Here is a 24,462-nt window from a genome sequence, read left to right on the forward strand (position 1 = left end):
TATGTCTGTATTGTAGGGGAGTGGTAACAAAAAGACCATACTAAAAAGGACTCCCGTTATGGAAGATCCCTATTTAGTCATTTATAAGGAATTGAATTTTTCCCAAAAATCATGAGCTATCCTTCTGTCCTTTTCTCGGTAGGAGTCATAAATATCTACCCAATATTGTTTATCAACCTCGTACTCTTCATATCCCGGAATCTTAATTAAATGTTCATAAAACATATTGAAGGCTTTTTCTTCTTTAATTTGTGCCGATTTTAATTCTTCTTTGTATTGTCGGAGTGTCTTCATCCTTTGCTCTAGATCTTTTTCAGGATTATCTATTGTATATTCGAGATCTTCTTCAGCTTCTGTTCGTAATCTCCTTGCTTCTGCGTAAAGTTCATACAATTCGTTACCTAAATCGTCTTCAATATCGTAACCAATAAAAAAGTCTAAAGACTCTTCCAATATGTGTCGCAGAATTCTTAATGTTTCAAGGTTAGGCTCTCTCTTGCCTGTTTCTATATTTGAATATCCTTGCTGAGACATCCCAATCTTTTCAGCAACTTCTTTTTGGCTTAAATTTTTCTTTTCCCTTGCGTATTTAACTCGATCAGAAAATAAACTCAAAAAACATCACTCCAAATAGTTGATAGAAACCACAAAATGTTGTATAGTGACAATGAAAGGAGGTGGTAAAACATGGCACAGCCTAAAACTAAATTAGAACGTCTGCGAAAAACAAATTTCCTATCACAAAAGGAAGTTGCAGAAGAATTGGGAGTATCACAACAGTTCTATCATAAAATAGAAAGCGGGAAATCGCGTTTAAACATTGAAATGGCAAGGACTCTCAAAGAAATTTTTCATTTAGGAACTATAGACGAACTCCTAGATGAAGTGAGTTGAAAACAATACGTTGTACAAAAACCATTTTATCATCTGTAAATTATATTTTACAAGGAGGATCAATATGGAATACGAGATTAATTTATTTAAACATGAGGTGTTTGGAGAACTACCGGTAATAGTTGTTGACGGAGTAGAGTGGTTTGGTGCAACAGAAGCAGCTAGTTCATTGTCCTTTTCTAATCCATATAAAGCAGTTGATAATCATGTTGATTCTGAGGACTGCGCGGTCCATACAGTCCTTACCCAAGGAGGTAAACAAGGTAAAAAGTTTATTAATGAATCAGGACTTCATAGTTTGATATTTGGTGCTGCTAAGCAAGGTAATAATCCTGAAATAAGAAATAAGGCAAGACAATATAAAAGATGGGTTACAAGCGATGTATTGCCATCCGTTAGAAAGCACGGAGCCTATATGACACCTGCAACAATCGAAAAAATTACAACTAACCCTGATTTCTTAATTCAACTGGGTAATGTACTAAAAGCTGAACAAGAAAAAAATAAAGTTTTGGAGTTGAAAATCGAACAGGACAAGCCTAAGGTTCATTACGCAGAGGCAATCGAAATATCTGAAGATACAATATTGATTGGGCAACTTGCGAAAATGATAAGACAAAAAGGAATTGAAATCGGAGAAAAAAGACTGTTCAAGTGGATGCGTGACGAAGGGTATCTTTGCAAATCAGGATCAGACTACAACAAACCTACTCAGCGTTCTATGGAACTTCGTCTATTCGAGATTAAAACTGGATACCGGAGTGGATCTGGAGGAACAACCAAGCTTACGTTTACAACTAAAGTAACGGGTAAAGGACAAATTTATTTTATGAATAAGTTTTTACCAGCTGCTTAATAAAAGGAGTGTGTTCAATGAAAGAGGTTATTTCATTTAGAGAGGCTTTATTACAAGAGTATATCGATGTAACTGATAGTTCATGCAAAAAAGTAGCTAATCAAGCATTAAGTGGAATTCTTAGCGGTTATGATTTTGAGGAAGAAGCAAGTATAGTATTCGGATACATGGCTAGTTATTTATATCAAGAAGACCAGGAAAAATTCAAACAGTTATTTAAGCCAGTGGCAGCAGCGTTTAATAGCATAGTTGCTAAAGAAGAAAAAGAAGGATTCCATGAAATGATGAGAGATCAAATTCATGTCGTCAAATAAAAAAAGCCGCTATTCAGCGACTCATCCGTTCACCTAAATCCCGACCAAGGTAACTAGGTGACAATCATTTTCGGGCATAACCCGTACAGCCACATTATAACTAACAAACACCATGACTGTAAAGGATATGCCCTCTTTTATTCACAATAAAACCCCTGTATGTAAAAGTATATGTATGTGCAATAATTAACGTAATAAAATGTAATACTTTACCGCTATTGTTTTCCAATATATCCATGGTAAATTATTCTTGTATAAATGGTAGCGCTACCATAAAAGATAGAAGTTGTGAGAAGTAACAACTTTTATACCGAGCCGAGAGTAGATAAACTACTCATGGCCTCCGCCTTGAATCCAATCGTACAGATCGTCAATATGACATCCTAGAGCATTAGCAATGGTTTTTGCTGTGGAAATATGCATTAAACCGCGGTCATTGGCGTAATAAGAGATTCTGTACTTATCTATACCCGTTTTTTCGGACAACCATTTCTGAGACTTTCGTCTCTCTCTAAGTAACAGGCGGAGGCGGCATCGACCCGGTATATAGGCCATGCACGTACTCCTCTTATTTTAACGTTGTGTAAGAACTGATGTTCGTATATCATGGTATTAACATTTTGATTTTGACAGGAGATACTAATATGGATCTAAAAAAGAAAGAAGTTATCGACTGGTATGAAGTTTTCGAAAAACTAGGATTGGATAAATCGGTCTTAGATTTTAAGAATCCTTCAGTACAAATCGAACATAAGAAAGAATATTCTTAATTTGTTCTTCTTTCAGATCTTCTCCATTTGATTTGTGTTTGTACATTTCAATAATTTGTTCGTCGTCGTATCTCATAATTAATTCTTTCAAATCATCAATAGCATTTATTGATTTTGATACACTTTCAATATCCTGTGTAGTTTGATCATCTTCAGAATATCCCGCAGCATACATTAGATCCTTGTAAGAGTAATTATAGGCGCGCGATAAAGATCTCAGAGTATCTGGAGAAGCTTTTGCAGGCGCGCCTGTTCTTGGGTCAACCCCCTTTTCTAATATACTTAAGTAGTTATGACTTACACCTGCTCTTTTTGAAACACTTCGTAAAGATTCTTTTCCTCTTAATTCCCTCAACAATTCACCTAAAATAACCACATCGCACCTCCGTGTAATTCTTACATTACAATATGTAACACAAAAAATAAAATTTAAAGAAGTAATACATACTTGACACTTATGTAATTCGTATGTTACATTGTTATCAAGGAGGTGTAACACATGAAGAACAGGGTAAAGGAGTTTAGAACTGATACTGGAATGAGTATTTCTGAACTAGCGAGAAGAGCAAATACAAGTAGACAGACCATTCATGCCATTGAAAAAGGCGATAGGAACAACATTTCTGGTTCTCTAATGTTCTCAATTGCCGATGCATTAAAGAAGGACGAAAGAGACATTTTTTTTGTAAGTGATGTAACACAAGAAGTACAAAAGGAATCTGCGTGATAACCACTCTCACTAATCTACCAAAGTTATTTTGATAGTGAAAGGAATTTATTTACAGGAGGCATACACAATGACACTCGAAGAAATGCCAGAAGTGCTTACGGCGCAGCACATTGCGGATTACCTGGGGTTATCAAGATATACAATCTACGAACATTTTAAACTACCCATAGAAATGGGCGGCATCCCAAACTTTCAAGTTGGTAAGAGATCTCGTAAGACCTTAAAGTCGGATTTCATCTTATATCTTGATCGGCAGCGTAGCTATAGAGACGAAGTATCAACCCAGCGTATGAAAAAAATTCAGGGAGTACGCTCCATATCATAGGAGGGACAAGCAATGGCTAAAAGACGCGAGGACCTAGCGAAACTGACGTTGGTAATTCCATTTCGAAAACCGGACAAGCCCAAGCATAACCAGTACCGGACGTTCACACCGATGTGTGGCTGTGGTGAACATGAAGCAGAGTGGGAAGTATACGAAACGCTCCAGCCCCATTGCGATAGCTGCATGCAGGAAGCCATGACAAGTAAGATCAAGCCGTTTGTACGGCCATTGGGAGGGTTTGACGATGCAAGCTGAAACTCAATGGATTGTTGATACCACTTGCGGCAGGCACTTTCAATGGTCGGCCCCAGACTATGACTTTCTCTTGCGAGATCTACAGTTCAGAGGATACAAAGCAACATTTATCATGCCAAAAGACGAATACGACAAAAAAGAGGGGTTGAAAGCATCATGATCAGACGCAACAAAACCTACCGTGCGCTTATATCCGGGTACTGGATGATGGATGAACAGAACGGTCATTGGTCAGCAATTATGAATCTTCCATATGACAGAATCAACGCCACACGAAAGACCAGACTGGAGAACAAAATCAGAAACATGAAAGGCGTGGACCACGTAGCCATCACAGGGTTCCAGGTAAACAGGTAGGAAAATTCATGCTTAAGACGGTAGAAGACATTTTAAACCACTATAAGGGAGAGAGTGAAATGATTGAATTGAATGGATTTGATGCACAGATAATGCAAGATGCATTGTTAAATGCAAGAGAATATTACGAGAATTTGAATCGTCCTAGCATTATGTTAAAGCCACAATTGACGATTGATGGAGATCAATGGTGTGCATTGTATGGAGAAAATATCCAGGAAGGAATTGCTGGTTTCGGTGACACGCCAGAGTTAGCATACAGGAACTTTGATGAAAACTGGTTCAATTTTCGCATTAAGCGATGATCCCACAGGACCGGACGCTATACCTGGAACTGGCGAAGCTGAGGCCAGAGGACAAACGCTGGGTGAGGACGTGCTTTAAAAACTACGCAAGAGTGTGGAAACGAGAACAGGCAGCCATGCAGGGCCGCCCGTGTCTAACGCTTAGATAAAGTTATAGACCGATTATACCAAATCTACGGGAGGTAGTACAGATGCCAGAATCCTGGGAACAGTTACAAGACTATATCCAACAACTCAAATCCGAGAACGAGGACTTAGCGCGGCGGTTGGCACAGGCCAATGACTATATAGCACATTACGAGGATTCACGCAGATGAAGACCCGGGACGAACGTATCCGGTATGTCATACAGCACCGTGACGGCTGGTTTATCAACGTCAAAGGTGAGCGCAAGGATGATTTCATGGCAGTTAACCGACTCACGGAAGAGGAAGCTGCGGTGTTTCTTGTTGGTCACTTTGCACCTGAACCACCAGAGGACTACCACGCGCAGCCGGTACGGATCACATACGAATTGGAGGTGCCAGAATGAGCGAGAAAATAAATTACTTTACTGAACTTGCAAACATAAACGTCAACGAGCACGTGGAGAAAAAAGGTAAGTTTTCATATCTATCTTGGGCTTATGCCGTAGATGTTTTGCGTAAGGCAGACCCTGCAGCAAAGTGGGAAGTTATACGTTTTAACGGAATGCCGTTCATGACTACGCCACTTGGATACTTTGTAGAAGTTGCAGTAACCGTGCAGGATATCACACTTTCACAGATTCATCCGGTGTTGGACAACAATAACAGGCCGATTGCTCAGCCTACATCATTCCAGATCAATACAAGCATACAGAGATGCCTTGTAAAAGCAATTGCTTTACATGGTTTGGGCTTGTATATCTACGCCGGAGAAGACCTTCCAGATACCGGAGAACCAGCAGACGAGCAACAGAAAGACCCTACACCGCCTCCTATGCAGCAGGAATTCCGTGGACAGCAGCAACAGACAAATACACCAGTACCACAGCAGAACCGTTCTAGCACAAGCCCAGGTCCGCAAGGATTGATAAGTGAAGCACAGATGAAGTATTGCTACCGGATGAAAAATGAAAAACACATCGACGAAGACGACTTCCGCCGCATGATATCCGAGATTGGTGGTCGGGAGAGCATCAGAGAACTGACAAAGAAAGAGGCCAGCGAGTTTATCAACCTTCTGAACAACTACCAGAAAGGAGCGTAAGCCATGCGAAAGAAGCCCAAGAAAGCACCGATGCCCTGGAGACAGGGACTTCTTGACCACCATAAGCGCCACAACCGCCTGAGAGGCGCGATCACCAAAGTTACTAGCGAAGTCAGGCTCGAAGTCAATCGTCGCTCTATGGAGCTTATGGGCACCGATGTTCCAGTCTGTGAACGCTGTGGAACATCAAAGAATCTCAGCAAAGGCCACATTGTTGAAGCATCTCACATGGGACCTGGATATGATCCATCCAACATCATGAATCTATGCGGAACTCACGGATTCAAAGGTACATGCCACGACTGGTGTGATAACGAATACATTGTCCGGAAGTGGAAGGAACAATACGGCGCAATGCTGAGGCTCTATTACAGCGAAGGTAACGGTAAAAACTACTGGTCCTACAAGGAGGAAGCCTAATGAACTTTTTCTACCAATTCATTACTAAAGACGCAGGGAGGAATGACATCATGGACCAAAAAGAGCGCCTTACTAGTGACATATCTGATTATGACAAGGCCATCGGTATTTACGAAGAGGTACTGGATTACGCCACAAAGAACAATAACCCCGGCGACATCGAATTTTACGGTCACATGATCGATTTCATGCGAAGTAAGAAGGATGAAGCCGAGGCAGAGTTGCAGCAGCTTAAGAGTGCTTAGTCCTCTTTCTTCATTGAGTCTTTGATAATCTTATTGATTTGTTGGCTGATCGAACGGTCTTCCTTTTCGGCAATTTTCTTCACATATTCATGAACCTCTGGGTCGAGGGTTATGGCCGTTCTGATCTTATTGAACTGTTTCATTGATATCACCTCAGTTGGATAGTATCACATAAAAAAATAATTTTCCTCATTCATCGAATAATATATACACTTGTATGATAGTATATGATATAGTAAATATAACAAATGTAATAAAGGAGTTGAGCAACATGAAAACGGCGACAGTCAACACTTTTCAAATGCGCATCCCGGATGAAGTTAACCGAAAGATCAAGTCTGACGCTGCTGCTATAGGACTTACTAAGCATGATTGGATCATGAACGCGATCATCAAACAGCTTACCGAAGATAGCAAGGCGGTGTAAGTAATGAAAAATTCATATGAGATTCGTGGAGATACTACTGCAATATTCATTAAACGTCCTGATGGAACGTACTTGGAGACACTTATTGATACGGAAGATTTACCTAAATTGGAGGCGTTTTACGGATCATTGAGGGCAACGCGATATGATCAGTACTCTCAATATTATGTTTATGGAACTATAGATCATTTCATCGAAATCAGAAAACGGACTGTTAAGAAACAAGTATCATTACATCGGTTCTTAATGGGTTTTCCTAAGGATCTTGTCGTTGATCACATCAATGAAGATACATTAGATAATCGTCGGTCAATAAACCTGCAAGCTATCTCAAATGGTGAAAACGTCAAGAAGTCAGCACATAAAAGAAATAGAGTATTCAAAAGAAAACTTCAGAAAACATGGGTAAGTTGTAATGTTACTGAGGAACAAAGAGCTGAAATAATGCTCAGGGCAGAAAACATGGGAATGGATTTTCGCTACTGGCTATCAATGGTCATATCTCGTGAATTAGGTTCTACCCCTTGGTATGAAGTTGCTGATGAGTATGCCGAAAATAGGAGGGCAAAAACAGGGGAAAAGCTTTGGCTTATTGGTAGTTCAGTTGATGATCTCAAGCAAGTTGACTAGGTGGTGATCATGTGGCTGGACACATCAAGATTGACCGGAATATTCGGGAACATTGGATTTATAGGGACCCAGAATATTTTATAGTGTGGTTTGAAATGTTGAGCTGTGCTAGATATTCAAAGCAACCAAAGACGGACATACAAGGTGACGAGATATACACCATCAATTATGGGGAGTTCATGTTCGGGAGAATAAGCTGGAGTGAGCGTTTGGGGATCAGTGAGCAGAGGCTCAGGACTTTGTTAAAAAAGCTCATAAAAGAGGACATGATTCAGTTAGTTTCAACTTTCAGAAGATTTTCGATCTACAAAGTAACAAATTATGAAAAATTCAACCAGCAGACTAACCAGCAGGAAACCGTTGATACAGAAGGGTTTGATGAACCAATCAACCAGCAGATCAACCGCGAGCCAACCAGCAGCCAACCAGCAGCCAACCAGCAGCCAACCACAAAAGAAGAAAGTAAAGAAGGTAGTAAGCAGGGTAAGAAGGTAAAAGACAACAAAACATATACACCCGAATTCGATGAATTCTGGAATATGTATCCTCGGAAACTTGGGAAAGTAGAAGCCTTTAAAACCTGGACAAAGGTTATCAAGAACGGCGAATCATCTGAACTCATTATCAAATGCGCTACAAACTATGCGACTGACTGCGAGAACAAGCAAACAGAGCAGCAATACATCAAGCATCCTAAAACCTTTTTAAACGATGAACGATACAAGGATTATACATTAATCGCAGTTGGGGGTGGAAACGGTGGAAAGTATGGGACAAGCAATGGGCGATATTCTGAAGCGACTCGAAAGGCTGCGAGCCGAGGCGAAGAAAAGTTCATTGGAAGCCCCGGATCTGATTCAGGACTTAGCACAGAAGAAGTCAGAAGACTCGTCAATAACTTCGAATGAAGGATGCCCAAAATGCCATTACACTGGGACCATTAATACCATGCGCTGGGTTGAAGATGAAAACTACAGTTACAACGGAATGCCGATGAGATATGAGAAAGCAGTTGTTGAATTGTGCTCCTGTCATTATGAGCGACTATTTCAGAAATATGACCCAACAGAGTCATTTACTACAAAAGAGAAGGGATACCTTTTCAAGGCTGCAACGATTGACAATATGAACCGCGAGCAATTTAAGCAGGCTTCAGACTTTGTGAGAGACATTAAAGCACACATGGAAACCGGAACATGGTTATACATCTTTGGAGACGATGCACGGGTTCCTGAAGTTCCCAAGATAAAAGGAATAACAATAAGTGCCTATGGTACTGGTAAAACGTATCTAATGCAGTGCATGGCTAATGCGTTCTCGCTTCGTAAAATACCAGCCATATACGTAACTGAGGAACGACTATTCGCAGACATAAAAGCTACTTACAACCGAGACAGTGAGGATTCAGAGGATGAAGTGCTACAGATATACTACAGTGTACCGATACTGATGATTGATGACATATTCACAGCTCAGTACAAAGAATGGGGAGAGGCTAAACTATTCAGCATCATAGATGAGCGCCAAAAGAACAGCAAGGTAACCATTATGACCAGCAATTATTCATTAGGCCGCATCCGTGAACGGTTACCGCTGAACGGCGGGAAGATTGGAAGCAGAATTAACGGCAACGCAGAACAAATCGAAATGTTGGGACCGGACCGCAGACCACAAAGCAAGAGTGAGCCGGCTTAAATCAATCAGTTGAGAGGATGAAAGAAAGTGAAAATTAGAATTACATCAGCACCAAAAGGATCTTGGTATGAAAGTTTGGTCGGCCGTACTGTATGTGAAGAATTCATGTACTATACCCTGAATAGCGCGAGGAAAAAGGCCTGGTTTTGTGAAGGACATTCGGACAAGAGTGTCAAGGCTGCCCTTGGGGAAGGAGCTAAGACAGATGGAACGCAGCTTTAGAATCTTGAAATGGGGTTTATACATTGTCGCTCGCCGGGGTTATTACAAAGTCGTGCATAACACTGGGTCATTCGGCTGGTATCGCGGTCAAGGATTCTGGAAAAGTGGAAGGAGCTAAGGAATCATGACACAGCCAGCTAAATGCGTTTGCGGTAATCCATTAAAATACATTGCTCAAAGTGACGGATGCGGGGATTTGAGATGTGTAACCTGTCTGAGGTCATCCGGCCATTGCTCAAGCGTACAGGAGTCCATCAAAGAGTTTAAGAGGATATACAGACATGATCCGTTAGGGGAGACCCAGCCATGACACAAGTACCGGATAAACAACGCTTAGACATTAAAAACTTTGATCACCAGGTTATTGTCTCTGGCATGGTTGCGCTGGCTGAAAAAGGCCTGACCCCACACCAGATATTTGAATTGCTGGACAGCATCAAAAATGAATTATGGCCCGCACTTGCAGAGATCAGCATGGAGGCTAGGAAACCATGACACAAGTAAAGGAAATGACCAACCCCGAGCTTAACCGGGCGCTGGCGGAGTTGATGGGGTACAGCATCTACCACTATGACAAGGACGTGGAGGAAAACTGCTATTACATGCTGGTTGATCCCACAGGAGATTATCAGCAACTTGATCGCAAGACAGAGGCAGAAGCGTGGGCTGATGCACCTGACTACTGCACTGATCCTGCCGCGTCATTAGAGGTGCAGACAGCAGCAATAGCCAAGGACAAGGAAGCGTATATCCGCAACTGGTTGTTATGCAAATACGGAAAATCAATTACTTACTACACATCAGTAAGCCTCCCTGTAGCGGCGGAAATAGCTGATTCTAATCCCAGAGAGAGGTCAGAGGCTGCTTATATGGTACTAAGCCAAGTAAGGGAGTAGTAGACGCATAAAGCGAAGGAGGAAATGGACGATGAAGACTGGAGATAAAGTGAAATTTATCAAAGATATAACTAATGGGAAAACCAAGAGAGCAAGTGTTGGTGATGAGGGGCGAATTGTTTGGGTATTCGGAGGACTTGCTGTAGTCCGTAGGGATGGCTTAACACGATCAATTAATGATATTCCTGTGTCCTCGCTTGAAGTGATTAACGAAATTGACGCTAATAAAAAATATAAATTTGTCCTGGGGACGGGATTTCCGGGAGTTGAACATGAGACTGAGATTGAACTGCCTACAACAATGACCGCCGATGAAGTGGAGCAAGAATTTAAACAATGGGCTTGGGAGAGATTAGACCCCTATTGGGTTGAGGTCAAGTAGTTCGCAGTACGAAGAAATGACGCACTAGGCCGATAGGCCACCAATCTATTAAGGGGTGAGAGGATACATGAGCCAAGTAACTATGATACTTCACATCCAAGAGCAAATATTAAAGCTTGTAGATGAAGAAAGCGAAGATTTTATCTATGACATAGATAAAATGGATGCTACTGATTTTTTCACAGCATACATCAAAGCGGGAAATGTGATATTCAACCAACTGACTAGTGTTAAAAAGAACAATCTTGAATTTACACACTTAGCTAACCAGTTGATTGTACAGGATTTATTAAAAGATAAAGGTTGATTGTAAGCCGATAGGCCATCGCTCGACAGCAATACCTAGCCGGAGGCGGAGGCCGATGAATCAGGTCGGCTCTCCCCTATAACAAGGAGGATATACATGCCTAAGATAATCTTAACTAAGCATGGAGTGGAGCGATTCCGTGAGGAGCTCGAAAGTATTAAATCTGTAAGGCTGCCGGGAGCAGAAGATAAATTAGAAGTTGTCAAAAAGCACGGCGGTAACATCAAAGATGCAACCGATGAGCGAGATTTTTATAAAAACAGGATTACCTATCTGGAGAATGCTCTTGAAAAGGCTAAGGTTTTGGACATTTAAGCAAACCATTTTCAAATGAGGAGGTACACCCCCAATGACCCAACACCGGGACTGGCAAAAGGATATGGACGATCTAAACCACTATTTGAAGGATAGACATTCATATCACCATGCAGAACAGACTTTAAGAGGAACGCCAGTGGCTGATGTTCTGCACTACTGGCTCCAAGAAGCCAAGAGACTACAAGAGAGTGTAGATATCGCGCACATGGCATATGAGGGGCTGCAAGAGGACTGTGTAAGCCGTGGAGAGTATGCATCCCTGCTAGGCAAGCTGACAACAATGACAGTTGCTAGAAAGGCCGAGAAAGCCCATGCAGACGCAGCAGAGGCCCGGGAACAACGGCTGAAAGAGGCAATACAGGCAGCGCACCAATCATTGACCTGGTGCAACACAGATAAGCAAATACCGCACGCGGTATGGCATTTAGAACAGGCGCTGTCCCTTTACCCAGATACCCCAGCACCATGATTGAAATCAACGGTCGCAAGTATCGCGCCAGCAACTACCAGATTGACGGTAGCGGTCACAGGATCGCCGATGTGGAGTATTATCACCCGGACCGGGGCTGGCGCACTGTACGTAACTGGGACCGCATAGAGCAGGTTGCAGCAGCATTATGGCCGGACTTTGGTTGGACTCAACAGAATTACAGCAAGGAATATGACGGACAAATGGAATGGGAATGGGATACCCCAGCACCCAAGGAGTGAACATCCGATGCAAGTATCGATTAACGTAATATGCGACTGCGGCGCGAAGATGACGGTAACGCCACCCGAAGCAATCCATAAGTCACAGAAAAAATTTGATATGAACTGCTGGTACTGCGAGGGTCTGATAGGTTCATTTGCAGTAAATATCGGCAGATCGGTTGAGGAAGGAAATAACCAATGACTTCAATCCGACGAAATTCGTCGCTTTGAAATAGCAGGGCTTAACTTATAAGGGGGCAGAGACAATGGAACAACCAAAACCTTGGCAATGGATCATAGATGATCTCAAAGGCGATATCGCTTTTTTCGAAGAGCAGGGATATGACAAGGAGAATCCTGAAATATTCGAGAGATTCCATTCATTGCTGAAGCATGCTGAATTAAAGCAAAATCAGGCGTTGAAGGGATATAGGCAGTTTATGAGTCAGAACTAATTCGGGTCATATACCCCAAAGGGAGAGGATACACATGGGCAGAGAAATTAAGTTCCGGGGGAAAGATGTTGCTGGAGAATGGCATTATGGACTTTTGACGGTGCTGCCCAAAAGTGTACGAATGTTGCAGAAAGGGAGCTACATTTCAAACGATGCTGGATTGCCGTTTGCTTATCAAGTACGTCCTGAAACAGTCGGGCAATACACCGGACTCCAGGACAAAAACGGCCGGGAGATATACGAAGGAGATATCCTCCACTGGAACATAGGATTCGATATGTATTCAGCAGTAGAGTGTCAAGACGGATCTTTCTGGTCAGGAGAAACGCTGCTTGCCGATTCACTGGAAGAAGAGGTAGTCGGGAATATTTATGAGAATGCGGATTTAATAGCAGAGGTATAAGGGGGAGAAGAGAATGGGCGAATATTTTGAATGCGAGTTAAAACTTAATGACAAGGACGAAACCTTTGTTGCCATGATCAATCTTAAAATACTGCCAAGAATTGGAGAGCACATTGGCACTATTGTAAAAGGCAGCATGCATCGTTTTAAGGTGACAGACATTTGGCATTGGGCCGGAGACAAAAAGACTGGGCATCGAATCACTATTTATGTTAACCACACCGGGAAGTAGAGGGGGAGAAGAGGATATGAGCGAAATAACCGTCAACTACGTCACACAAAGAGCTCATTGTAAATGTTGCGAACAGAGGCTACCACAAGTTGAAACTAGCAAGGTCAAGCAATTCACGATTAAAACGGAAGATGTAACAGATTGGGCAGAACATGAAATGTGGGAGAGTTCATACGTCTGCCCCGATGAATTTACTGAAATGGTCAGTGAGTTTACCAATGAAACTATACAGTTCTTCGCAGCCGACATGTTTGACCATGTTGTAATGGAGAAAACGGAACTGGATAAAGTAAAAGAATTTATCATGCGAGAAGTTTTGTATCAGGCCGTCAGGCCATCGAGTCAGACCGAATAAACCCAGCGTAGCGGGGGCCGGGACAGGTCCGGCTCCTACAGATAAGGAGAATAGACACTATGATCAATTGGATAAAGTATGACCCGGCGAATCCGCCAGAACATAGAAAGATGTATCTCATGTGTGAAGGTGAGGACATAGGACTCGGATATTTGGAAGACAACGAAGTGTTTGGACTTAGTTGGTGGGATGCGGGAGAAACAGGACTATGGAAAGATGTCACCCACTATGCCCACATCAACCTTCTAGGGGAGGAAACAGACAATGAGTAGCGGACAAAAGAAACACCGCCGTATCACACCTATGCCAGTAGTATCCTCTTTCTCACCGCCGAACCGGGAGACATGCCACAGTGAACCGATCACTTGGAAGATGACGGAAGAGGATTGGGCCAAGTACGGACCAAAAAGCGACTTGAAGCGTAAAGGGAACCACTATATGACCAGTGGGAAGGTGAAGAAGGATGGTAATGTGGGAAGTAAAAGTAAAGCCAATGGGCGCGGTAAGAATGACACAAAGGGGAAAGTGGAAGGACAAGGCAGCGCTAAGGTATCTGGCCTATAAAGATTTCTTGGGGTTGGAGGCGAGAAAGCATATTCAAATACCATTCCAAACGCCGATCATCATCACCGCAGACTTTTATTATAAAATCCCGAGTGACTTCCGGGTGGCAGATAAGAAGCTAGCCCGGGAAGGGAAGAAGCGTCCAGCAGTTAAACCGGATATAGACAATGTAGCTAAGGCTCTGATGGACGCACTAAACAAAATAGCCTACAGAGATGATAACCAAGTCGTGGGGCTCCATACAAACAAGTACTATGCGGACGAAGCAAAGATTGTAATCCATATTGAGGAGTGGATCGCATGAAAGCAGCATGGATTAACCTTGGCGGCATAATGGCCCTGGTTGACGAATCTGGAAGGCTTACAGGAGAGTTAATGCCGATAGACAAGCAAATACACCAAAAGATAAAAAAGTCGCTGTACGAGGCTCCTAGAGCGTTTGAGGTGGATGGATATAAGATACTGAGTAAACCACCAGACAGCAATAAAAGTGCATAAAATAATGCGTAAATCTATGATATAACTACCAAAAGTGACGGGAAATAGTGTATAATAAGAGTAATAGCACATATACGGGTAAAAAGGAGATTTGACAAATGAGCGTAACGGAAATTGAGTTGCTGAAGCAGCAAAAAAAGGAGATCGAGGATAACATTGTTGCGGTAAATAGCGGTGTAAAAGTCGGAGATCCAATGGAACTGCTGAATGAACTGAATGCAGTCAGCAACAAAATCAGCGATTTGGAATATCAATCAAAACTACAGGAAGAATCTGCTAAAATTGAGGCCCAGCATGAAGAACGCGTAGCAGAATCGAGCAAGCAAATTGCGTACATCTTCGACAACTTGGATTTCGGTGTGCCGACAAAGGAATTGTTCATCAACTTCAACGAAGAAAAGGCAGAGGCATCTTATAATTATGTTAGATCCATGCTAGAAGCTGCCATTACTGAAAGAGAAAAGATCTCCTTGTTGAAGATTAAAGAGCTGGAAGAAAAAAATGCATCTCTTGAATCCGAAAATGGTAAAAGTGTTGAGAAACTGGAAGAGTTCAAACAAGAAAACAAGGAACTTAAAGTCGAATTAAGCACAGCAAAGTTTGAAATTGAAGACTTGCGTGCAAAACACAAAGCAGCTGCAACGCTTCTTGATGAAACGAATAAATTGCTTGAACAGACAAAGAGTTGGAATGATGATTTGCAAAAACAAATTGCTATTGGTGCATCGGCTGCAGCAACGGTTATTGAAGTAAAAGACGCCCGTGAACAATACATGGAACAACGTAGACTGGAAGAGGAAGCCAAAACCGTAATCTATGATGTACGGTGGAAAGATGCGACTCACAAAGAATTTCTTGCTAATCTAGCCGCAACCGATGAAGAAATAACAATCAAATACTTTGAGATCCAGGGGGACCCAGACAAATTACTTCAGTTAAAGTTACCTCAGTCAGAACTAAAAAGCGGAAAGTATAGAGTGGTGACAGCCGAATTGGCGCCCTCGTTTCGATCCGAATACCTTGCCAAGCAAAACGCAGAGCAAGTGGATACAACTAGCACTGGGGTTCTGGAAGTGGCGGAACAGTTTGTAGAACCAACGGTGCCATCTTTTCGCGAAGATGACAGCACAATCAGTGGACTGGATCAAATCAACACTGGTGTGGAGATGGCAGGAAAAACGGTTGAAGAAAGACTCCAAGCGCTTGAGTTAGCAGTATTCGGCAAAGCAGAGGTGGAGGCGGCGTAAGCCGTTTTCCCCTTATGAAAAAAGGCGATAAAGTAAGAAATCGTAAAAATCCCAATGAGACGGCAATCGTGCATGAAGTAGAGAACAAGTATGTACCGGGTTATGGGTTTGGCAGACGGATCAAGATCACACAAGGAATGTACACCAAGTGGGAACCGGCAGGCCAATGGAAAGTGATTAAGGAGGAGGGAGAACATGGACAACAACACGGTGATTAAGCTGCTGACGGACTATCGATCCTACAAGTTTGCGTTGATTAACATTGGAAACATTGGAGATGGCGAATTAAGGTACACTAACCGCAACGTTTATTCAGAACGGAAGCCGATGCACATCAGCAATTACAACACATGGTATGACCGGGAAAGATACACGCGTGTTGTGGGCCTGCTGGAATCTGCCGTGGACTTTGTATTGAGTGACGAACAGCGTTCAATCATCCGAGACAAGTACATGGAGCGCAATCGGCTTAACCTCGGAGAGATTGCGGATAAGCTTCACAAAGACCGTAAGACAGTATCCACGCAGCACAAAAAGGCCATCAACAGCCTGTGCAAAGCGCTGCTTCCGATTAGTCAGGATTACATGGAGATCAACAACCTTGATTACATGTTTGATGACTTAAAACCATCAGCGTAATTACCCATTTCTTCCCCATTATTGCCCACAAATTACCCATCATAAATGCTAAAATAGTACTATAAGGAACTTGAGCATGGGTGTCAGATAGCTATATGCGCAGTCGGCACCCACTCGGTTTCTTCTCACTCCTGTAATGGACACTCTTCCTACTCAGCGCTGGCTAAGGCTGGCGCTACCTTTTCATCCTTGTAACTCAGTTGGTAGAGTAGGTCGCTACACCGGACATGAATTAACCCGGAGGAGGCATGTCGCTGGTTCAAGTCCAGCCAAGGATGCACAAATGGCAACAACCACACATCATTATGGTGAACGACTCGCTCCTTAATTGTGGTGTGGAGAATGCATATAAGGCAGCAACAAAAGATACCCATGTTGATGGTATCAGAGCCTATGACAAAAAGAGTAACGGTAGGTAGCCGTTACTCTTTTTGCGTTTTGCGGCAAAGCCGCCATCAATCGACTGAATAGGCTTAACGAAGTGGAGGCCGACATGAGGCATTCAGAGAAATATTTAACACTTATATTAATAGGTATGATATTAATCTTTATCGAGGTGGTGAGATAGATGCTAGGCCCTATGATCACACAGGACAGCATAGACAAATCACCATGGTATGCCAAGGCGATATTCTACACAATTGGTTACGGATACTTGGTCATAGCAGGAGTATCCACCGTTTTATATTATCCTGTTGGATTAATAAAATATTGGATTAGAGGGCGGTGAAGATATGAAACTACACGTAGACGGAACCGTTGAAGGCACACCAGAGGAATTAGCTTCCTATGCGTATCACAAAGACATCTTAGATCGGCTGGTGTATGGTGATAATCCCGAAGCGAAGAAAGATTCCATATGGGGTAAAGGGTATTTTGAACGTGATGGACAAATTATGCATGACATGGTTCATCGCACGGAGTACATTACACCAGGAGTAAATGACGCAAATAAGAATGGAAATGAATAGTGAGTCTCCAAAATTACGGGTGTTATACTTCACATTCTGCAAAATAGCCTAAAATATATCACAATTAAGTTAGATTAGGGGAGGTGAACACAGTGGCAGGAGGCAGACCAAATAAATATTTCAGCAATGTTGAGCCTAAGCTCCTGCTCATTGAGGCGTGGGCAAGGGACGGGCTAGTAGATGATCAGATAGCCAATAATTTAGGAATAGGCATCGCTACCCTCTATGAATATAAGAATAAATATCCAGAGTTTGCAGAGGCTCTAAAAAACGGCAAGGAAGCCGTGGACATCATGGTTGAGAATGCACTGCTTAAACGGGCCATGGGATATACCTATGAAGAGATTACCAAAGAAAACGGTGTGGAGACTAAGCGTGTACTAAAAGAAGTGCAACCAGACACCACAGCGCAAATATTCTGGCTCAAGAACCGCAAATCTAAGCAATGGCGTGATAAGCAGGATATCGAACATAGCGGAAACATGGGGGTGCAGATAGTTAATGACATCCCTCGTAACAACTAAGCTAACTGACATAATCGCACCATCCTTTTATGACGTTCATTGGGACATTGCAGACGGAAAGCATACGCATTACTGGTTAAGTGGTGGGCGGGGTAGTACAAAGTCTTCTGTCATCTCCGTAGAGATTGTACTGGGTATTATGGAAGATCCTATGGCTAATGCGGTTGTTCTTCGTAAGGTTAAGGATACGTTGAACGATTCAGTAAAGGATCAGTTAGAATGGGCCATCACCTCATTAGGAGTTGAGGACTATTGGGAAGTTCCAGAGGAAAAGCTGGTCATCACATATAAACCTACCGGGCAGGAAATAAGGTTCCGTGGAGCAGATAAGCCGAAGAAGATCAAGGGTTTAAAGTACGTCAAAGGATACTGTAAATATATTTGGTACGAGGAATTAGATGAGTTCACGGACATGGAAGAAGTACGGATGATCAATCAATCATTGATGCGCGGTGGACCTAAGTTCACCGTTTTTTATTCGTATAACCCACCACGCAGCGCGAACAACTGGGTTAACACCGAATCCAAGTATACCCGCGATGACCGTCTGGCAGTACACACAAACTATCTCAGCGTGCCGAGAGAGTGGCTAGGTGAACAGTTCATCATTGAGGCAGAACACCTGCGAGAAACGAAGCCACAGGCCTATGAGCATGAGTATCTGGGTACGGTCACAGGTACAGGCGGTGAGGTATTTGACAATGTGCAGATACGCCAGATTAGCGATGAAGAGATTGAGGAATTCTACAACCTTCGTAGAGGCCTTGACTTTGGCTATGGCGCTGACCCGTTGTCATACGGAACAATGCACTATGACCGCAAGCACAAGCGCCTGTACATCTTCCAAGAGGTATACAAGTACCGTATGGGCAACTATGAACTGTACCACAACCACATCAAGCCAGAGAACACCGATAATGATCTGGTATTTGCAGACTCAGCAGAGCCGAAGTCAATCAGTGAGCTTGCACAATATGGTGCAAGGATTGCGGGAGTTAAAAAAGGCCCGGACAGCATTGAATATGGTGTCAAGTTTCTCCAGAGCTTGGAGAGCATCATCATAGATGATCACAGATGCCCGGAAACAGCGCGGGAGTTTCTGGCCTACGAGCTTGAGAAGGATGCTAACGGAAACTTTAAGAGTGGATACCCAGACAAGAATAACCACAGCATCGACATGGTGCGTTATGCCATGAACATTGAGTGCATGGACTTCAAGGACCGCACGAAGAAGCCACAGGAGTATGACGACACTCCAGAAGCACGGGTACGCCGTAACATTGCCAAACAAGGAAAGCCCAAGAGAGGAGTGCAGGCGGTTTGATATACACCATATTCGCATTGATGGGCGGCATAATTGCCGCTCTTTTGCTGTTTATCTACTTCGACCGAAAGGATAACCGGCGACATGTTGAGTCCTGGCAAGAAGAACGTCAAAAACTACTTGACAGAATACAAGCGCCAAGCTTCAGTCACTTCAAAGAAGCTGAGGTAAAGGTGATCAAGGCCCAGAAAGAAGAACCCAAGGAGACAATCAAACTGGAGGTTGTGTAATGAAACTGTTTAAGCTCGAAATCGGAAACACCATTGTGTACGCTGCGGCTGAATCAATGGAGGACATGAACGAACGCAAAGCAGAGGTTGACGCTACATTTGCGTTTCTTCCGGTGAGCATAGAAGAACTGATAATCGAGGGATACGAGATCACAGTAACCTCGCTGGATGGCGAGAAGCCAAAGAATAGAGGCGGCAGGCCTCCCAAAGCAAGAGAATAATAAGCATCACTGAAATGGGGTGACATATTGGCACAGAAGGAAAAGCCCATAGAAGAAAAGGTTATGACTGACTCGGATTGGGTAGCTAGGGTCGAGGAACTGAAAAAGCTTGGCGAGAACTGGGCTGTACGCAAGCAGATCCTCATTAACCTGAACTACTACATCAGTAATCAGTGGATTGGCTGGAATGAACACACGCATACCATCCATGCCTTACCACATGACGGTCAGGAGCGTATCACACACAATGTGGTGCAGCAGCGTGTACAGACTAAGCTAGCCAAACAAACGAAGAACCGCATCAAGTATGATGTGACACCGGATACCGGAGATCAGACACGTATCGAGGTGGCTAAAGCTGGCACGAAGTTCGTTCATGCGTGGTGGGACGAGCAAGAAATGGACAAGAAGACGCGTGATATCTTCTTGAACGCAAATGTGAAGGCGTACACGGCTGCAAAAGTGTTCTACAACCCGGAAGCCGGTAGGGATATCACTCCTTCTAAGGATCAGCCGGGGTATGAAGATGGAAAAACGGTCAACATGGGCGAGATTGAATGTAGGATATGTGACCCACTCACACTTTACATTGATCCTGCAGCCACGTCAGACGATGAAATACGCTGGGTTGTGGAAGAAAAACCACGCGATGTTGATTATGTCGAAGAAAAGTACGGTAAGAAAGTCACCCCTGACGATACGGTTACATATGCGCCGAGCTTTGAAATTAGCAATAGCGGATATGGGCTGGGCGAGAGTACACGCAAGAACAAAAACATGGTTATGGTACGCGAGCTATGGATGAAACCATGCAAGAAGTACCCAAAAGGGCTAAAGGTCACCACCACACGTCAGGACTTTCTCGACAAGGATGAAAACGCTGGGGAACTTCCATATATCCTGTTTGGTGACATACCAGTTCCGGGAACGGTGCTATACAAGTCCTTCCTTGAGTCGATGCTACCCATTCAGCGCGGTTTAAACATTGCTCTAACGATGTTTGCCACGAACCTGAAAAAGATGGGGTCAACCAAATGGCTCGTGCCTCTTGGATCAAACGTGGACGAAGAGGAACTAAACGACGAGATCAGCGGCATCATCCACTTTAACGCTAATGCTGGAGGCAAGGTAGACCGTGTATCTGGGGCAGATGTACCGAACGGTTTTGACCGCATCATTGAGTACTATAACCGTCTCATAGACGACATGTCGGGTGTGCGAGAGATATCCCAAGGCGCGTTACCAGCAGGGCTTGATACGGCTTCAGGACTAGCTCTGATGGTGGAACAGGAAAACGAGAAGCTTGCGGTATCCTCACAGAACTATGAACGCGGCATGAAGAAGCTCCTGAAGCGTGTGCTCCAACTCATGAAGAAGTATTACACTGAGGAACGCTTAGGACGCATCTTGGGCGAGGACAACGAGATTGAATTGGTTAGCTTTGTAGGCTCTGATTTGAGCGGTGAAGAGGATATTAACATCGTACAAGGGTCTAGCTTACCAGAGATGAAGAGCGCCCAACAGGACCGCATTATGACGCTCTGGAGCGCTGGTGCAATTGTCACTAAAGATGGATTGCCAGACACCAACACTTTTCTTAAAATGATGGGCCTGGGTGATTCACAAGAGTTGTTTGAACAGAACCAACTTGACGAGAACAATGCCAAGATGAACAACAAGAAGTTTGAGGAAATGGCACAGAACCCACAGATGATGCAGGCTGTTCAGGTGTATGTGCAGCAACAGGCCATGTATCAACAAGCCGTGCAGCAGATACAGGCTATGGGCGGGGATCCGAACCAAGTCCCTAAACCACAGCAAGTACCGGGTATGCCAAGAGTTTGGGACAGTGACGATCATGAAATACACATGTACTACATCAATTTATTCCGTAAATCAAACGTCTACCGCCAGGATATGGATGATACCATGCGGCAGATGGTCGACATGTTGTATGCCGAGCATGAGCAGATGCTACAGGCTCCAATCATAGCCCAGCAACAAGCAGAAATGTCCGCACAGCAGCAGCAAGGAGAGCAGCGACAGAAAGAATCCGAAACCAATCATCAACAGGCTATGGAGATGAAATCCATGGACAACCAAGCGAAGATGCAGGGTGAAGCCATGAAAGCACAAACTGCACTACAAACGGCAAGTATGAAAGGAATGATGAAATGAAGGTCCAGCAAAGTGATGGTTCGGTAAAAGATGAAGTTCAATTAACCGGAAGCAGCACCATACAAGTGTCTACTCCAGCCGCCGCAGTTCTTGGACTTGCACAACAAGTTACAGCTTATGGAACAGCAAGAGTTACGGTAGAACCTTCATCTAAATTTTCTGATCCATTCGATGGAGGAACATTAGACACGACAGATCGTTGGACAGCGGGTGGAACATCCGTACCCACACAGGCCAATGGACAGGTAATACTAAGTTTAGGCACAGGTAACGCCATATCGTCTACCCTTATATCTAAGCCAACATTTCCCGCAAACATTGGCATGAATATTTTTGGCGCTACTGTAACTTTGGATACATCGTTAGTACCTAATCCTAACGTCCACCGGTTTTGGGGATTTGGACAGGTGACTTCATATGCAGCACTGACACCGGTTACAGATGGAGCTGGGTTTGAATGCGATTTAACCGGTGACGTAAATGCAGTAGTGTACATTGGCGGTGTGCGCTACGTAATCAACTCGTCTAATCCTACTCTAATCACAGCACAAGGATCGTTGCCTGCGGGCTCCTCTTCCTCCACATTTGGTGCAGTGATGTCCTTCCCCTCAAAATCACATCGGTATGTTGTTACCATGCGCGGAGACTTGGTGTTCTTTTACATTGACAGTTTGGACACGCCTGTAGGTATGGCGTCATTCATGCAACCCAATGTACAGACGTTACCTGTGCGGATTGCAGCAATTACAACCGCGGCGGTATCAACGGTACTGGCTTCGACCTTTATACTTGGTGCAATTGCAGTAGGTGATAGTGCAGCACAAAACAACACGGTTAGCGACCCGGTTTTCCCATGGCGCGGCGCAACAGTTAAAGCACCATCAACAGCAACAGCAGCCACAGATTCACCTTTAGTAGTCGCTCATCACCCTTCCACAAACGTAAACGTTGTAGGCACCGCAGCGGATTCAGCAACAGCTGCTGGAAGTCCTGTTCAGGTTGGCGGCAAAGTAAGAACATCCGTGGATACAACCTATACGAATGGTGACGCTCAAACCCTTACTACCACAACGGATATGCAAATGTTAGTAAAACCTTACGGGTTACCAGAAACAGACTGGCAATATGCGTCCGCTGGAGCAATTATAAACACGACTGATGTCGTAGCAAAAACGGCAGGGGCGGCGAGTGTTCGCAACTACGTAACAGGTTTGCAAGTTAAAAACACCAATGCCGTTGCGACTGAATTTGTAATAAAAGATGGCGCTACCGTCATATGGAGAGGGTATTTACCAGCATCTATGATAAATGCAGATATTATAGATTTCCCGACTCCATTGAGAGGAACAGCAGCTACAGCCGTTAACGTAGCATGTATTACTACAGGCGCAAGCGTATATGCAAACGTACAAGGATACCAAGGATTGTAACCAACGAGGGGACAAGGGTGAGAGTCCTTTGTCCCATACTCTAGCTATTTGTTTGTAAAAATTCCGGCGTTAAGGGTGGGGTTGCGCCGACCACCAGGAGGACAATTATGAAAATTAGGATGCCATTATGGAATGTTGACGAGGAAATCGGTAGTGCTTCGGAATCGTCTAGCGTTGAGGACACGGCAACCGCCGTTGAGACAGAGACCGCCTCTGTTACAGATACCAGTGAAGCAGACGTTACCAAACAGCAATCATTCGCCCATCGGCTGAAAGAATCCACCGAAAAGGCGCTTGCTGAGGAACGTGCCAAGTGGGAAAAGGAAACGTCCGAGAAGTACAAGGACTATGACACCTACCGCAAGGCCACCGAATACCTTCAAAAAACGTCCGGCATTGATGATGTCATGACGCTCAAGGAACAAATCGAGCTTCAAGAGCTTAACGAACGTGCCGAACAGCAGAACGTTCCTCCAGAAGTACTAAAACGTATTGACGAACTGGAACAGAAGGCCGCACGTGGTGAGGAATTGGAAAAAAAGCAGCAAGCGGAAGAAATAAACAACCTATTCTGGAAAGCAGCAGAGTCGTTTGTTGAAGGTAAGGATGTTTCAAAAGAAGATTTAAACAAATATATGATTGAAAACGACGTTTTCATTGATCCAACAAATCCAGAGGCTGCGGATCGCAAGTTCAACATGGCCTACAACGCCATGAAAGCAGAAGAGTACAAGACACAACTCACTACCGCGAAAGAAACGGCAGTCAAGGAGTATCTACAAAGCAAGAGCGCACCAAAGGTGGAAGGCAGCGGAAGCCCTGGTATTGTCACTGAGGACACTTCGAAGATGGACTGGAAAGATATTAACGCACGAATCGTTGCCCGCATGAATGCGGCAAACCAATCAACCTAAAGGGGA

General features: G+C 43.7%; 47 protein-coding genes and 1 tRNA gene. 43 read left to right on the plus strand and 5 right to left on the minus strand.

Going from position 1 to position 24,462, the window contains the following annotated elements; all coding sequences use genetic code 11:
• Positions 1–81: 81 nt before the first annotated feature.
• Complete coding sequence (locus A3848_RS10035; RefSeq protein ID WP_074084822.1) at positions 82–615, minus strand: helix-turn-helix domain-containing protein; 534 nt, start codon at positions 613–615, stop codon at positions 82–84.
• A gap of 72 nt (positions 616–687) precedes the next feature.
• Here A3848_RS10035 and A3848_RS10040 point away from each other — a divergent pair, with 72 nt between their 5' ends.
• The 3 genes from A3848_RS10040 to A3848_RS10050 all read left to right on the plus strand — a co-directional run bounded on the left by A3848_RS10040 (position 688) and on the right by A3848_RS10050 (position 2,064).
• On the plus strand, positions 688–894 hold the full coding sequence (locus tag A3848_RS10040) for a helix-turn-helix transcriptional regulator (RefSeq protein WP_074084823.1): 207 nt from the start codon (positions 688–690) through the stop codon (positions 892–894).
• Between the two features lie 64 nt (positions 895–958).
• Complete coding sequence (locus A3848_RS10045) at positions 959–1,750, plus strand: phage antirepressor (protein WP_074084824.1); 792 nt, start codon at positions 959–961, stop codon at positions 1,748–1,750.
• 17 nt (positions 1,751–1,767) lie between these two features.
• Positions 1,768–2,064, plus strand: coding sequence for a hypothetical protein (locus A3848_RS10050; RefSeq protein WP_074084825.1), 297 nt, complete (start codon positions 1,768–1,770; stop codon positions 2,062–2,064).
• 330 nt (positions 2,065–2,394) lie between these two features.
• Here A3848_RS10050 and A3848_RS10055 read toward each other — a convergent pair whose 3' ends face one another.
• Positions 2,395–2,619 (minus strand): helix-turn-helix domain-containing protein, encoded by a 225-nt coding sequence (locus A3848_RS10055; protein ID WP_074084826.1) that lies wholly within the window; start codon positions 2,617–2,619, stop codon positions 2,395–2,397.
• Positions 2,620–2,787: 168 nt separating this feature from the next.
• Positions 2,788–3,210 carry a helix-turn-helix domain-containing protein gene (locus tag A3848_RS31675; RefSeq protein WP_074084827.1) on the minus strand — a complete coding sequence of 141 codons (423 nt, stop codon included), beginning with the start codon at positions 3,208–3,210 and terminating at the stop codon, positions 2,788–2,790.
• 123 nt (positions 3,211–3,333) lie between these two features.
• Between A3848_RS31675 and A3848_RS10065 the strand changes: the two genes are divergently transcribed.
• The 6 genes from A3848_RS10065 (at position 3,334) to A3848_RS10085 (ending at position 4,806) form a co-directional block, all read left to right on the plus strand.
• Positions 3,334–3,561 carry a helix-turn-helix transcriptional regulator gene (locus A3848_RS10065; RefSeq protein ID WP_074084828.1) on the plus strand — a complete coding sequence of 76 codons (228 nt, stop codon included), beginning with the start codon at positions 3,334–3,336 and terminating at the stop codon, positions 3,559–3,561.
• Between the two features lie 70 nt (positions 3,562–3,631).
• A complete protein-coding gene (locus A3848_RS10070; RefSeq protein WP_074084829.1) occupies positions 3,632–3,889 on the plus strand; it encodes a helix-turn-helix domain-containing protein in 258 nt (85 codons plus the stop codon).
• Positions 3,890–3,901: 12 nt separating this feature from the next.
• Positions 3,902–4,144, plus strand: coding sequence for a hypothetical protein (locus A3848_RS10075; RefSeq protein WP_074084830.1), 243 nt, complete (start codon positions 3,902–3,904; stop codon positions 4,142–4,144).
• The gene (locus A3848_RS32240) at positions 4,134–4,304 is read left to right on the plus strand and encodes a hypothetical protein (protein ID WP_178381957.1); all 171 of its coding nucleotides are present in this window, start codon (positions 4,134–4,136) and stop codon (positions 4,302–4,304) included. The genes A3848_RS10075 and A3848_RS32240 overlap by 11 nt, the downstream gene beginning before the upstream one ends.
• Entirely contained in the window at positions 4,301–4,501 is a 201-nt protein-coding gene (locus tag A3848_RS10080) for a hypothetical protein (RefSeq protein ID WP_074084831.1), read from the plus strand. Before A3848_RS32240 ends, A3848_RS10080 begins: the two co-directional genes overlap by 4 nt.
• Before the next feature lie 59 nt (positions 4,502–4,560).
• Positions 4,561–4,806 carry a hypothetical protein gene (locus A3848_RS10085; protein ID WP_143192374.1) on the plus strand — a complete coding sequence of 82 codons (246 nt, stop codon included), beginning with the start codon at positions 4,561–4,563 and terminating at the stop codon, positions 4,804–4,806.
• Between the two features lie 295 nt (positions 4,807–5,101).
• Here A3848_RS10085 and A3848_RS32245 read toward each other — a convergent pair whose 3' ends face one another.
• Positions 5,102–5,263, minus strand: a complete 162-nt coding sequence (locus A3848_RS32245; protein ID WP_178381958.1) for a hypothetical protein — start codon at positions 5,261–5,263, stop codon at positions 5,102–5,104.
• A 71-nt stretch (positions 5,264–5,334) separates the two neighbouring features.
• Between A3848_RS32245 and A3848_RS31285 the strand changes: the two genes are divergently transcribed.
• From A3848_RS31285 to A3848_RS10105, 3 genes are read left to right on the plus strand one after another with little or no spacing between them, the layout of a single operon-like run.
• Positions 5,335–6,036 carry a Sak single strand annealing protein gene (locus A3848_RS31285; protein ID WP_083612043.1) on the plus strand — a complete coding sequence of 234 codons (702 nt, stop codon included), beginning with the start codon at positions 5,335–5,337 and terminating at the stop codon, positions 6,034–6,036.
• A 3-nt stretch (positions 6,037–6,039) separates the two neighbouring features.
• On the plus strand, positions 6,040–6,456 hold the full coding sequence (locus A3848_RS10100) for a hypothetical protein (protein WP_074084834.1): 417 nt from the start codon (positions 6,040–6,042) through the stop codon (positions 6,454–6,456).
• Positions 6,456–6,701 carry a hypothetical protein gene (locus A3848_RS10105; protein ID WP_074084835.1) on the plus strand — a complete coding sequence of 82 codons (246 nt, stop codon included), beginning with the start codon at positions 6,456–6,458 and terminating at the stop codon, positions 6,699–6,701. The genes A3848_RS10100 and A3848_RS10105 overlap by 1 nt, the downstream gene beginning before the upstream one ends.
• On the opposite strand, the gene A3848_RS10110 is transcribed toward A3848_RS10105, so the two are convergent.
• Positions 6,698–6,844, minus strand: coding sequence for a ribbon-helix-helix domain-containing protein (locus A3848_RS10110; protein ID WP_083612045.1), 147 nt, complete (start codon positions 6,842–6,844; stop codon positions 6,698–6,700). The genes A3848_RS10105 and A3848_RS10110 overlap by 4 nt on opposite strands.
• Before the next feature lie 128 nt (positions 6,845–6,972).
• Here A3848_RS10110 and A3848_RS32250 point away from each other — a divergent pair, with 128 nt between their 5' ends.
• From A3848_RS32250 to A3848_RS10255, 31 genes are all read left to right on the plus strand, one after another.
• On the plus strand, positions 6,973–7,128 hold the full coding sequence (locus tag A3848_RS32250) for a hypothetical protein (protein WP_178381959.1): 156 nt from the start codon (positions 6,973–6,975) through the stop codon (positions 7,126–7,128).
• A 3-nt stretch (positions 7,129–7,131) separates the two neighbouring features.
• On the plus strand, positions 7,132–7,758 hold the full coding sequence (locus A3848_RS10115; protein WP_074084836.1) for an HNH endonuclease family protein: 627 nt from the start codon (positions 7,132–7,134) through the stop codon (positions 7,756–7,758).
• Positions 7,759–7,769: 11 nt separating this feature from the next.
• Positions 7,770–8,666 carry a hypothetical protein gene (locus A3848_RS32255; RefSeq protein ID WP_074084837.1) on the plus strand — a complete coding sequence of 299 codons (897 nt, stop codon included), beginning with the start codon at positions 7,770–7,772 and terminating at the stop codon, positions 8,664–8,666.
• 40 nt (positions 8,667–8,706) lie between these two features.
• Positions 8,707–9,453 (plus strand): DnaA ATPase domain-containing protein, encoded by a 747-nt coding sequence (locus tag A3848_RS10125; protein WP_074084838.1) that lies wholly within the window; start codon positions 8,707–8,709, stop codon positions 9,451–9,453.
• Positions 9,454–9,981: 528 nt separating this feature from the next.
• A complete protein-coding gene (locus A3848_RS10135) occupies positions 9,982–10,170 on the plus strand; it encodes a hypothetical protein (RefSeq protein WP_074084840.1) in 189 nt (62 codons plus the stop codon).
• Complete coding sequence (locus tag A3848_RS10140; RefSeq protein WP_074084841.1) at positions 10,167–10,571, plus strand: hypothetical protein; 405 nt, start codon at positions 10,167–10,169, stop codon at positions 10,569–10,571. The genes A3848_RS10135 and A3848_RS10140 overlap by 4 nt, the downstream gene beginning before the upstream one ends.
• A gap of 31 nt (positions 10,572–10,602) precedes the next feature.
• Positions 10,603–10,953 carry a DUF7167 family protein gene (locus A3848_RS10145; RefSeq protein ID WP_074084842.1) on the plus strand — a complete coding sequence of 117 codons (351 nt, stop codon included), beginning with the start codon at positions 10,603–10,605 and terminating at the stop codon, positions 10,951–10,953.
• A gap of 67 nt (positions 10,954–11,020) precedes the next feature.
• On the plus strand, positions 11,021–11,260 hold the full coding sequence (locus A3848_RS10150) for a hypothetical protein (RefSeq protein ID WP_074084843.1): 240 nt from the start codon (positions 11,021–11,023) through the stop codon (positions 11,258–11,260).
• Positions 11,261–11,356: 96 nt separating this feature from the next.
• Positions 11,357–11,575, plus strand: a complete 219-nt coding sequence (locus A3848_RS10155) for a hypothetical protein (protein ID WP_074084844.1) — start codon at positions 11,357–11,359, stop codon at positions 11,573–11,575.
• A 34-nt stretch (positions 11,576–11,609) separates the two neighbouring features.
• Positions 11,610–12,047: a hypothetical protein gene (locus A3848_RS10160; protein WP_074084845.1), complete on the plus strand. Its 438-nt coding sequence runs from the start codon at positions 11,610–11,612 to the stop codon at positions 12,045–12,047.
• Positions 11,996–12,289 carry a hypothetical protein gene (locus tag A3848_RS10165; protein WP_178381960.1) on the plus strand — a complete coding sequence of 98 codons (294 nt, stop codon included), beginning with the start codon at positions 11,996–11,998 and terminating at the stop codon, positions 12,287–12,289. The genes A3848_RS10160 and A3848_RS10165 overlap by 52 nt, the downstream gene beginning before the upstream one ends.
• 248 nt (positions 12,290–12,537) lie before the next feature.
• Positions 12,538–12,726, plus strand: coding sequence for a hypothetical protein (locus A3848_RS10170; RefSeq protein WP_074084847.1), 189 nt, complete (start codon positions 12,538–12,540; stop codon positions 12,724–12,726).
• Positions 12,727–12,760: 34 nt separating this feature from the next.
• On the plus strand, positions 12,761–13,129 hold the full coding sequence (locus A3848_RS10175) for a YopX family protein (protein ID WP_074084848.1): 369 nt from the start codon (positions 12,761–12,763) through the stop codon (positions 13,127–13,129).
• A 13-nt stretch (positions 13,130–13,142) separates the two neighbouring features.
• Positions 13,143–13,361: a hypothetical protein gene (locus A3848_RS10180; RefSeq protein WP_074084849.1), complete on the plus strand. Its 219-nt coding sequence runs from the start codon at positions 13,143–13,145 to the stop codon at positions 13,359–13,361.
• A gap of 16 nt (positions 13,362–13,377) precedes the next feature.
• Positions 13,378–13,716 (plus strand): hypothetical protein, encoded by a 339-nt coding sequence (locus tag A3848_RS10185; RefSeq protein ID WP_074084850.1) that lies wholly within the window; start codon positions 13,378–13,380, stop codon positions 13,714–13,716.
• Between the two features lie 59 nt (positions 13,717–13,775).
• Positions 13,776–13,988, plus strand: coding sequence for a hypothetical protein (locus tag A3848_RS10190; protein ID WP_074084851.1), 213 nt, complete (start codon positions 13,776–13,778; stop codon positions 13,986–13,988).
• Complete coding sequence (locus A3848_RS31680) at positions 13,981–14,280, plus strand: hypothetical protein (RefSeq protein ID WP_143192376.1); 300 nt, start codon at positions 13,981–13,983, stop codon at positions 14,278–14,280. The genes A3848_RS10190 and A3848_RS31680 overlap by 8 nt, the downstream gene beginning before the upstream one ends.
• Positions 14,210–14,584: a RusA family crossover junction endodeoxyribonuclease gene (locus A3848_RS10195; RefSeq protein ID WP_178381961.1), complete on the plus strand. Its 375-nt coding sequence runs from the start codon at positions 14,210–14,212 to the stop codon at positions 14,582–14,584. Before A3848_RS31680 ends, A3848_RS10195 begins: the two co-directional genes overlap by 71 nt.
• Positions 14,581–14,778, plus strand: a complete 198-nt coding sequence (locus A3848_RS10200; protein WP_074084853.1) for a hypothetical protein — start codon at positions 14,581–14,583, stop codon at positions 14,776–14,778. The genes A3848_RS10195 and A3848_RS10200 overlap by 4 nt, the downstream gene beginning before the upstream one ends.
• A gap of 98 nt (positions 14,779–14,876) precedes the next feature.
• Positions 14,877–16,025: a hypothetical protein gene (locus A3848_RS10205; RefSeq protein ID WP_074084854.1), complete on the plus strand. Its 1,149-nt coding sequence runs from the start codon at positions 14,877–14,879 to the stop codon at positions 16,023–16,025.
• Between the two features lie 14 nt (positions 16,026–16,039).
• Positions 16,040–16,243 carry a hypothetical protein gene (locus A3848_RS10210; RefSeq protein WP_074084855.1) on the plus strand — a complete coding sequence of 68 codons (204 nt, stop codon included), beginning with the start codon at positions 16,040–16,042 and terminating at the stop codon, positions 16,241–16,243.
• Positions 16,221–16,664: a sigma factor-like helix-turn-helix DNA-binding protein gene (locus tag A3848_RS10215; protein WP_074084856.1), complete on the plus strand. Its 444-nt coding sequence runs from the start codon at positions 16,221–16,223 to the stop codon at positions 16,662–16,664. Before A3848_RS10210 ends, A3848_RS10215 begins: the two co-directional genes overlap by 23 nt.
• A 185-nt stretch (positions 16,665–16,849) precedes the next feature.
• Positions 16,850–16,942: transfer RNA gene (locus A3848_RS32260), tRNA-OTHER, on the plus strand.
• Between the two features lie 456 nt (positions 16,943–17,398).
• Positions 17,399–17,635, plus strand: coding sequence for a hypothetical protein (locus A3848_RS10220; RefSeq protein WP_074084857.1), 237 nt, complete (start codon positions 17,399–17,401; stop codon positions 17,633–17,635).
• A gap of 92 nt (positions 17,636–17,727) precedes the next feature.
• A complete protein-coding gene (locus A3848_RS10225; RefSeq protein WP_074084858.1) occupies positions 17,728–18,159 on the plus strand; it encodes a transposase in 432 nt (143 codons plus the stop codon).
• Complete coding sequence (locus A3848_RS10230) at positions 18,137–19,483, plus strand: PBSX family phage terminase large subunit (protein WP_074084859.1); 1,347 nt, start codon at positions 18,137–18,139, stop codon at positions 19,481–19,483. Before A3848_RS10225 ends, A3848_RS10230 begins: the two co-directional genes overlap by 23 nt.
• The gene (locus tag A3848_RS10235; protein ID WP_074084860.1) at positions 19,480–19,713 is read left to right on the plus strand and encodes a hypothetical protein; all 234 of its coding nucleotides are present in this window, start codon (positions 19,480–19,482) and stop codon (positions 19,711–19,713) included. The genes A3848_RS10230 and A3848_RS10235 overlap by 4 nt, the downstream gene beginning before the upstream one ends.
• Complete coding sequence (locus tag A3848_RS10240; protein ID WP_074084861.1) at positions 19,713–19,934, plus strand: hypothetical protein; 222 nt, start codon at positions 19,713–19,715, stop codon at positions 19,932–19,934. The genes A3848_RS10235 and A3848_RS10240 overlap by 1 nt, the downstream gene beginning before the upstream one ends.
• A gap of 27 nt (positions 19,935–19,961) precedes the next feature.
• Positions 19,962–22,112, plus strand: coding sequence for a portal protein (locus tag A3848_RS10245; RefSeq protein ID WP_256702272.1), 2,151 nt, complete (start codon positions 19,962–19,964; stop codon positions 22,110–22,112).
• Positions 22,109–23,542: a hypothetical protein gene (locus A3848_RS10250; protein WP_074084862.1), complete on the plus strand. Its 1,434-nt coding sequence runs from the start codon at positions 22,109–22,111 to the stop codon at positions 23,540–23,542. The genes A3848_RS10245 and A3848_RS10250 overlap by 4 nt, the downstream gene beginning before the upstream one ends.
• A 107-nt stretch (positions 23,543–23,649) precedes the next feature.
• A complete protein-coding gene (locus A3848_RS10255; protein ID WP_074084863.1) occupies positions 23,650–24,456 on the plus strand; it encodes a hypothetical protein in 807 nt (268 codons plus the stop codon).
• Positions 24,457–24,462: the final 6 nt, after the last annotated feature.

Origin of the sequence: Paenibacillus sp. P32E, assembly GCF_001909085.1 — a bacterium.
Taxonomy (GTDB): domain Bacteria; phylum Bacillota; class Bacilli; order Paenibacillales; family Paenibacillaceae; genus Paenibacillus_AQ; species Paenibacillus_AQ helianthi.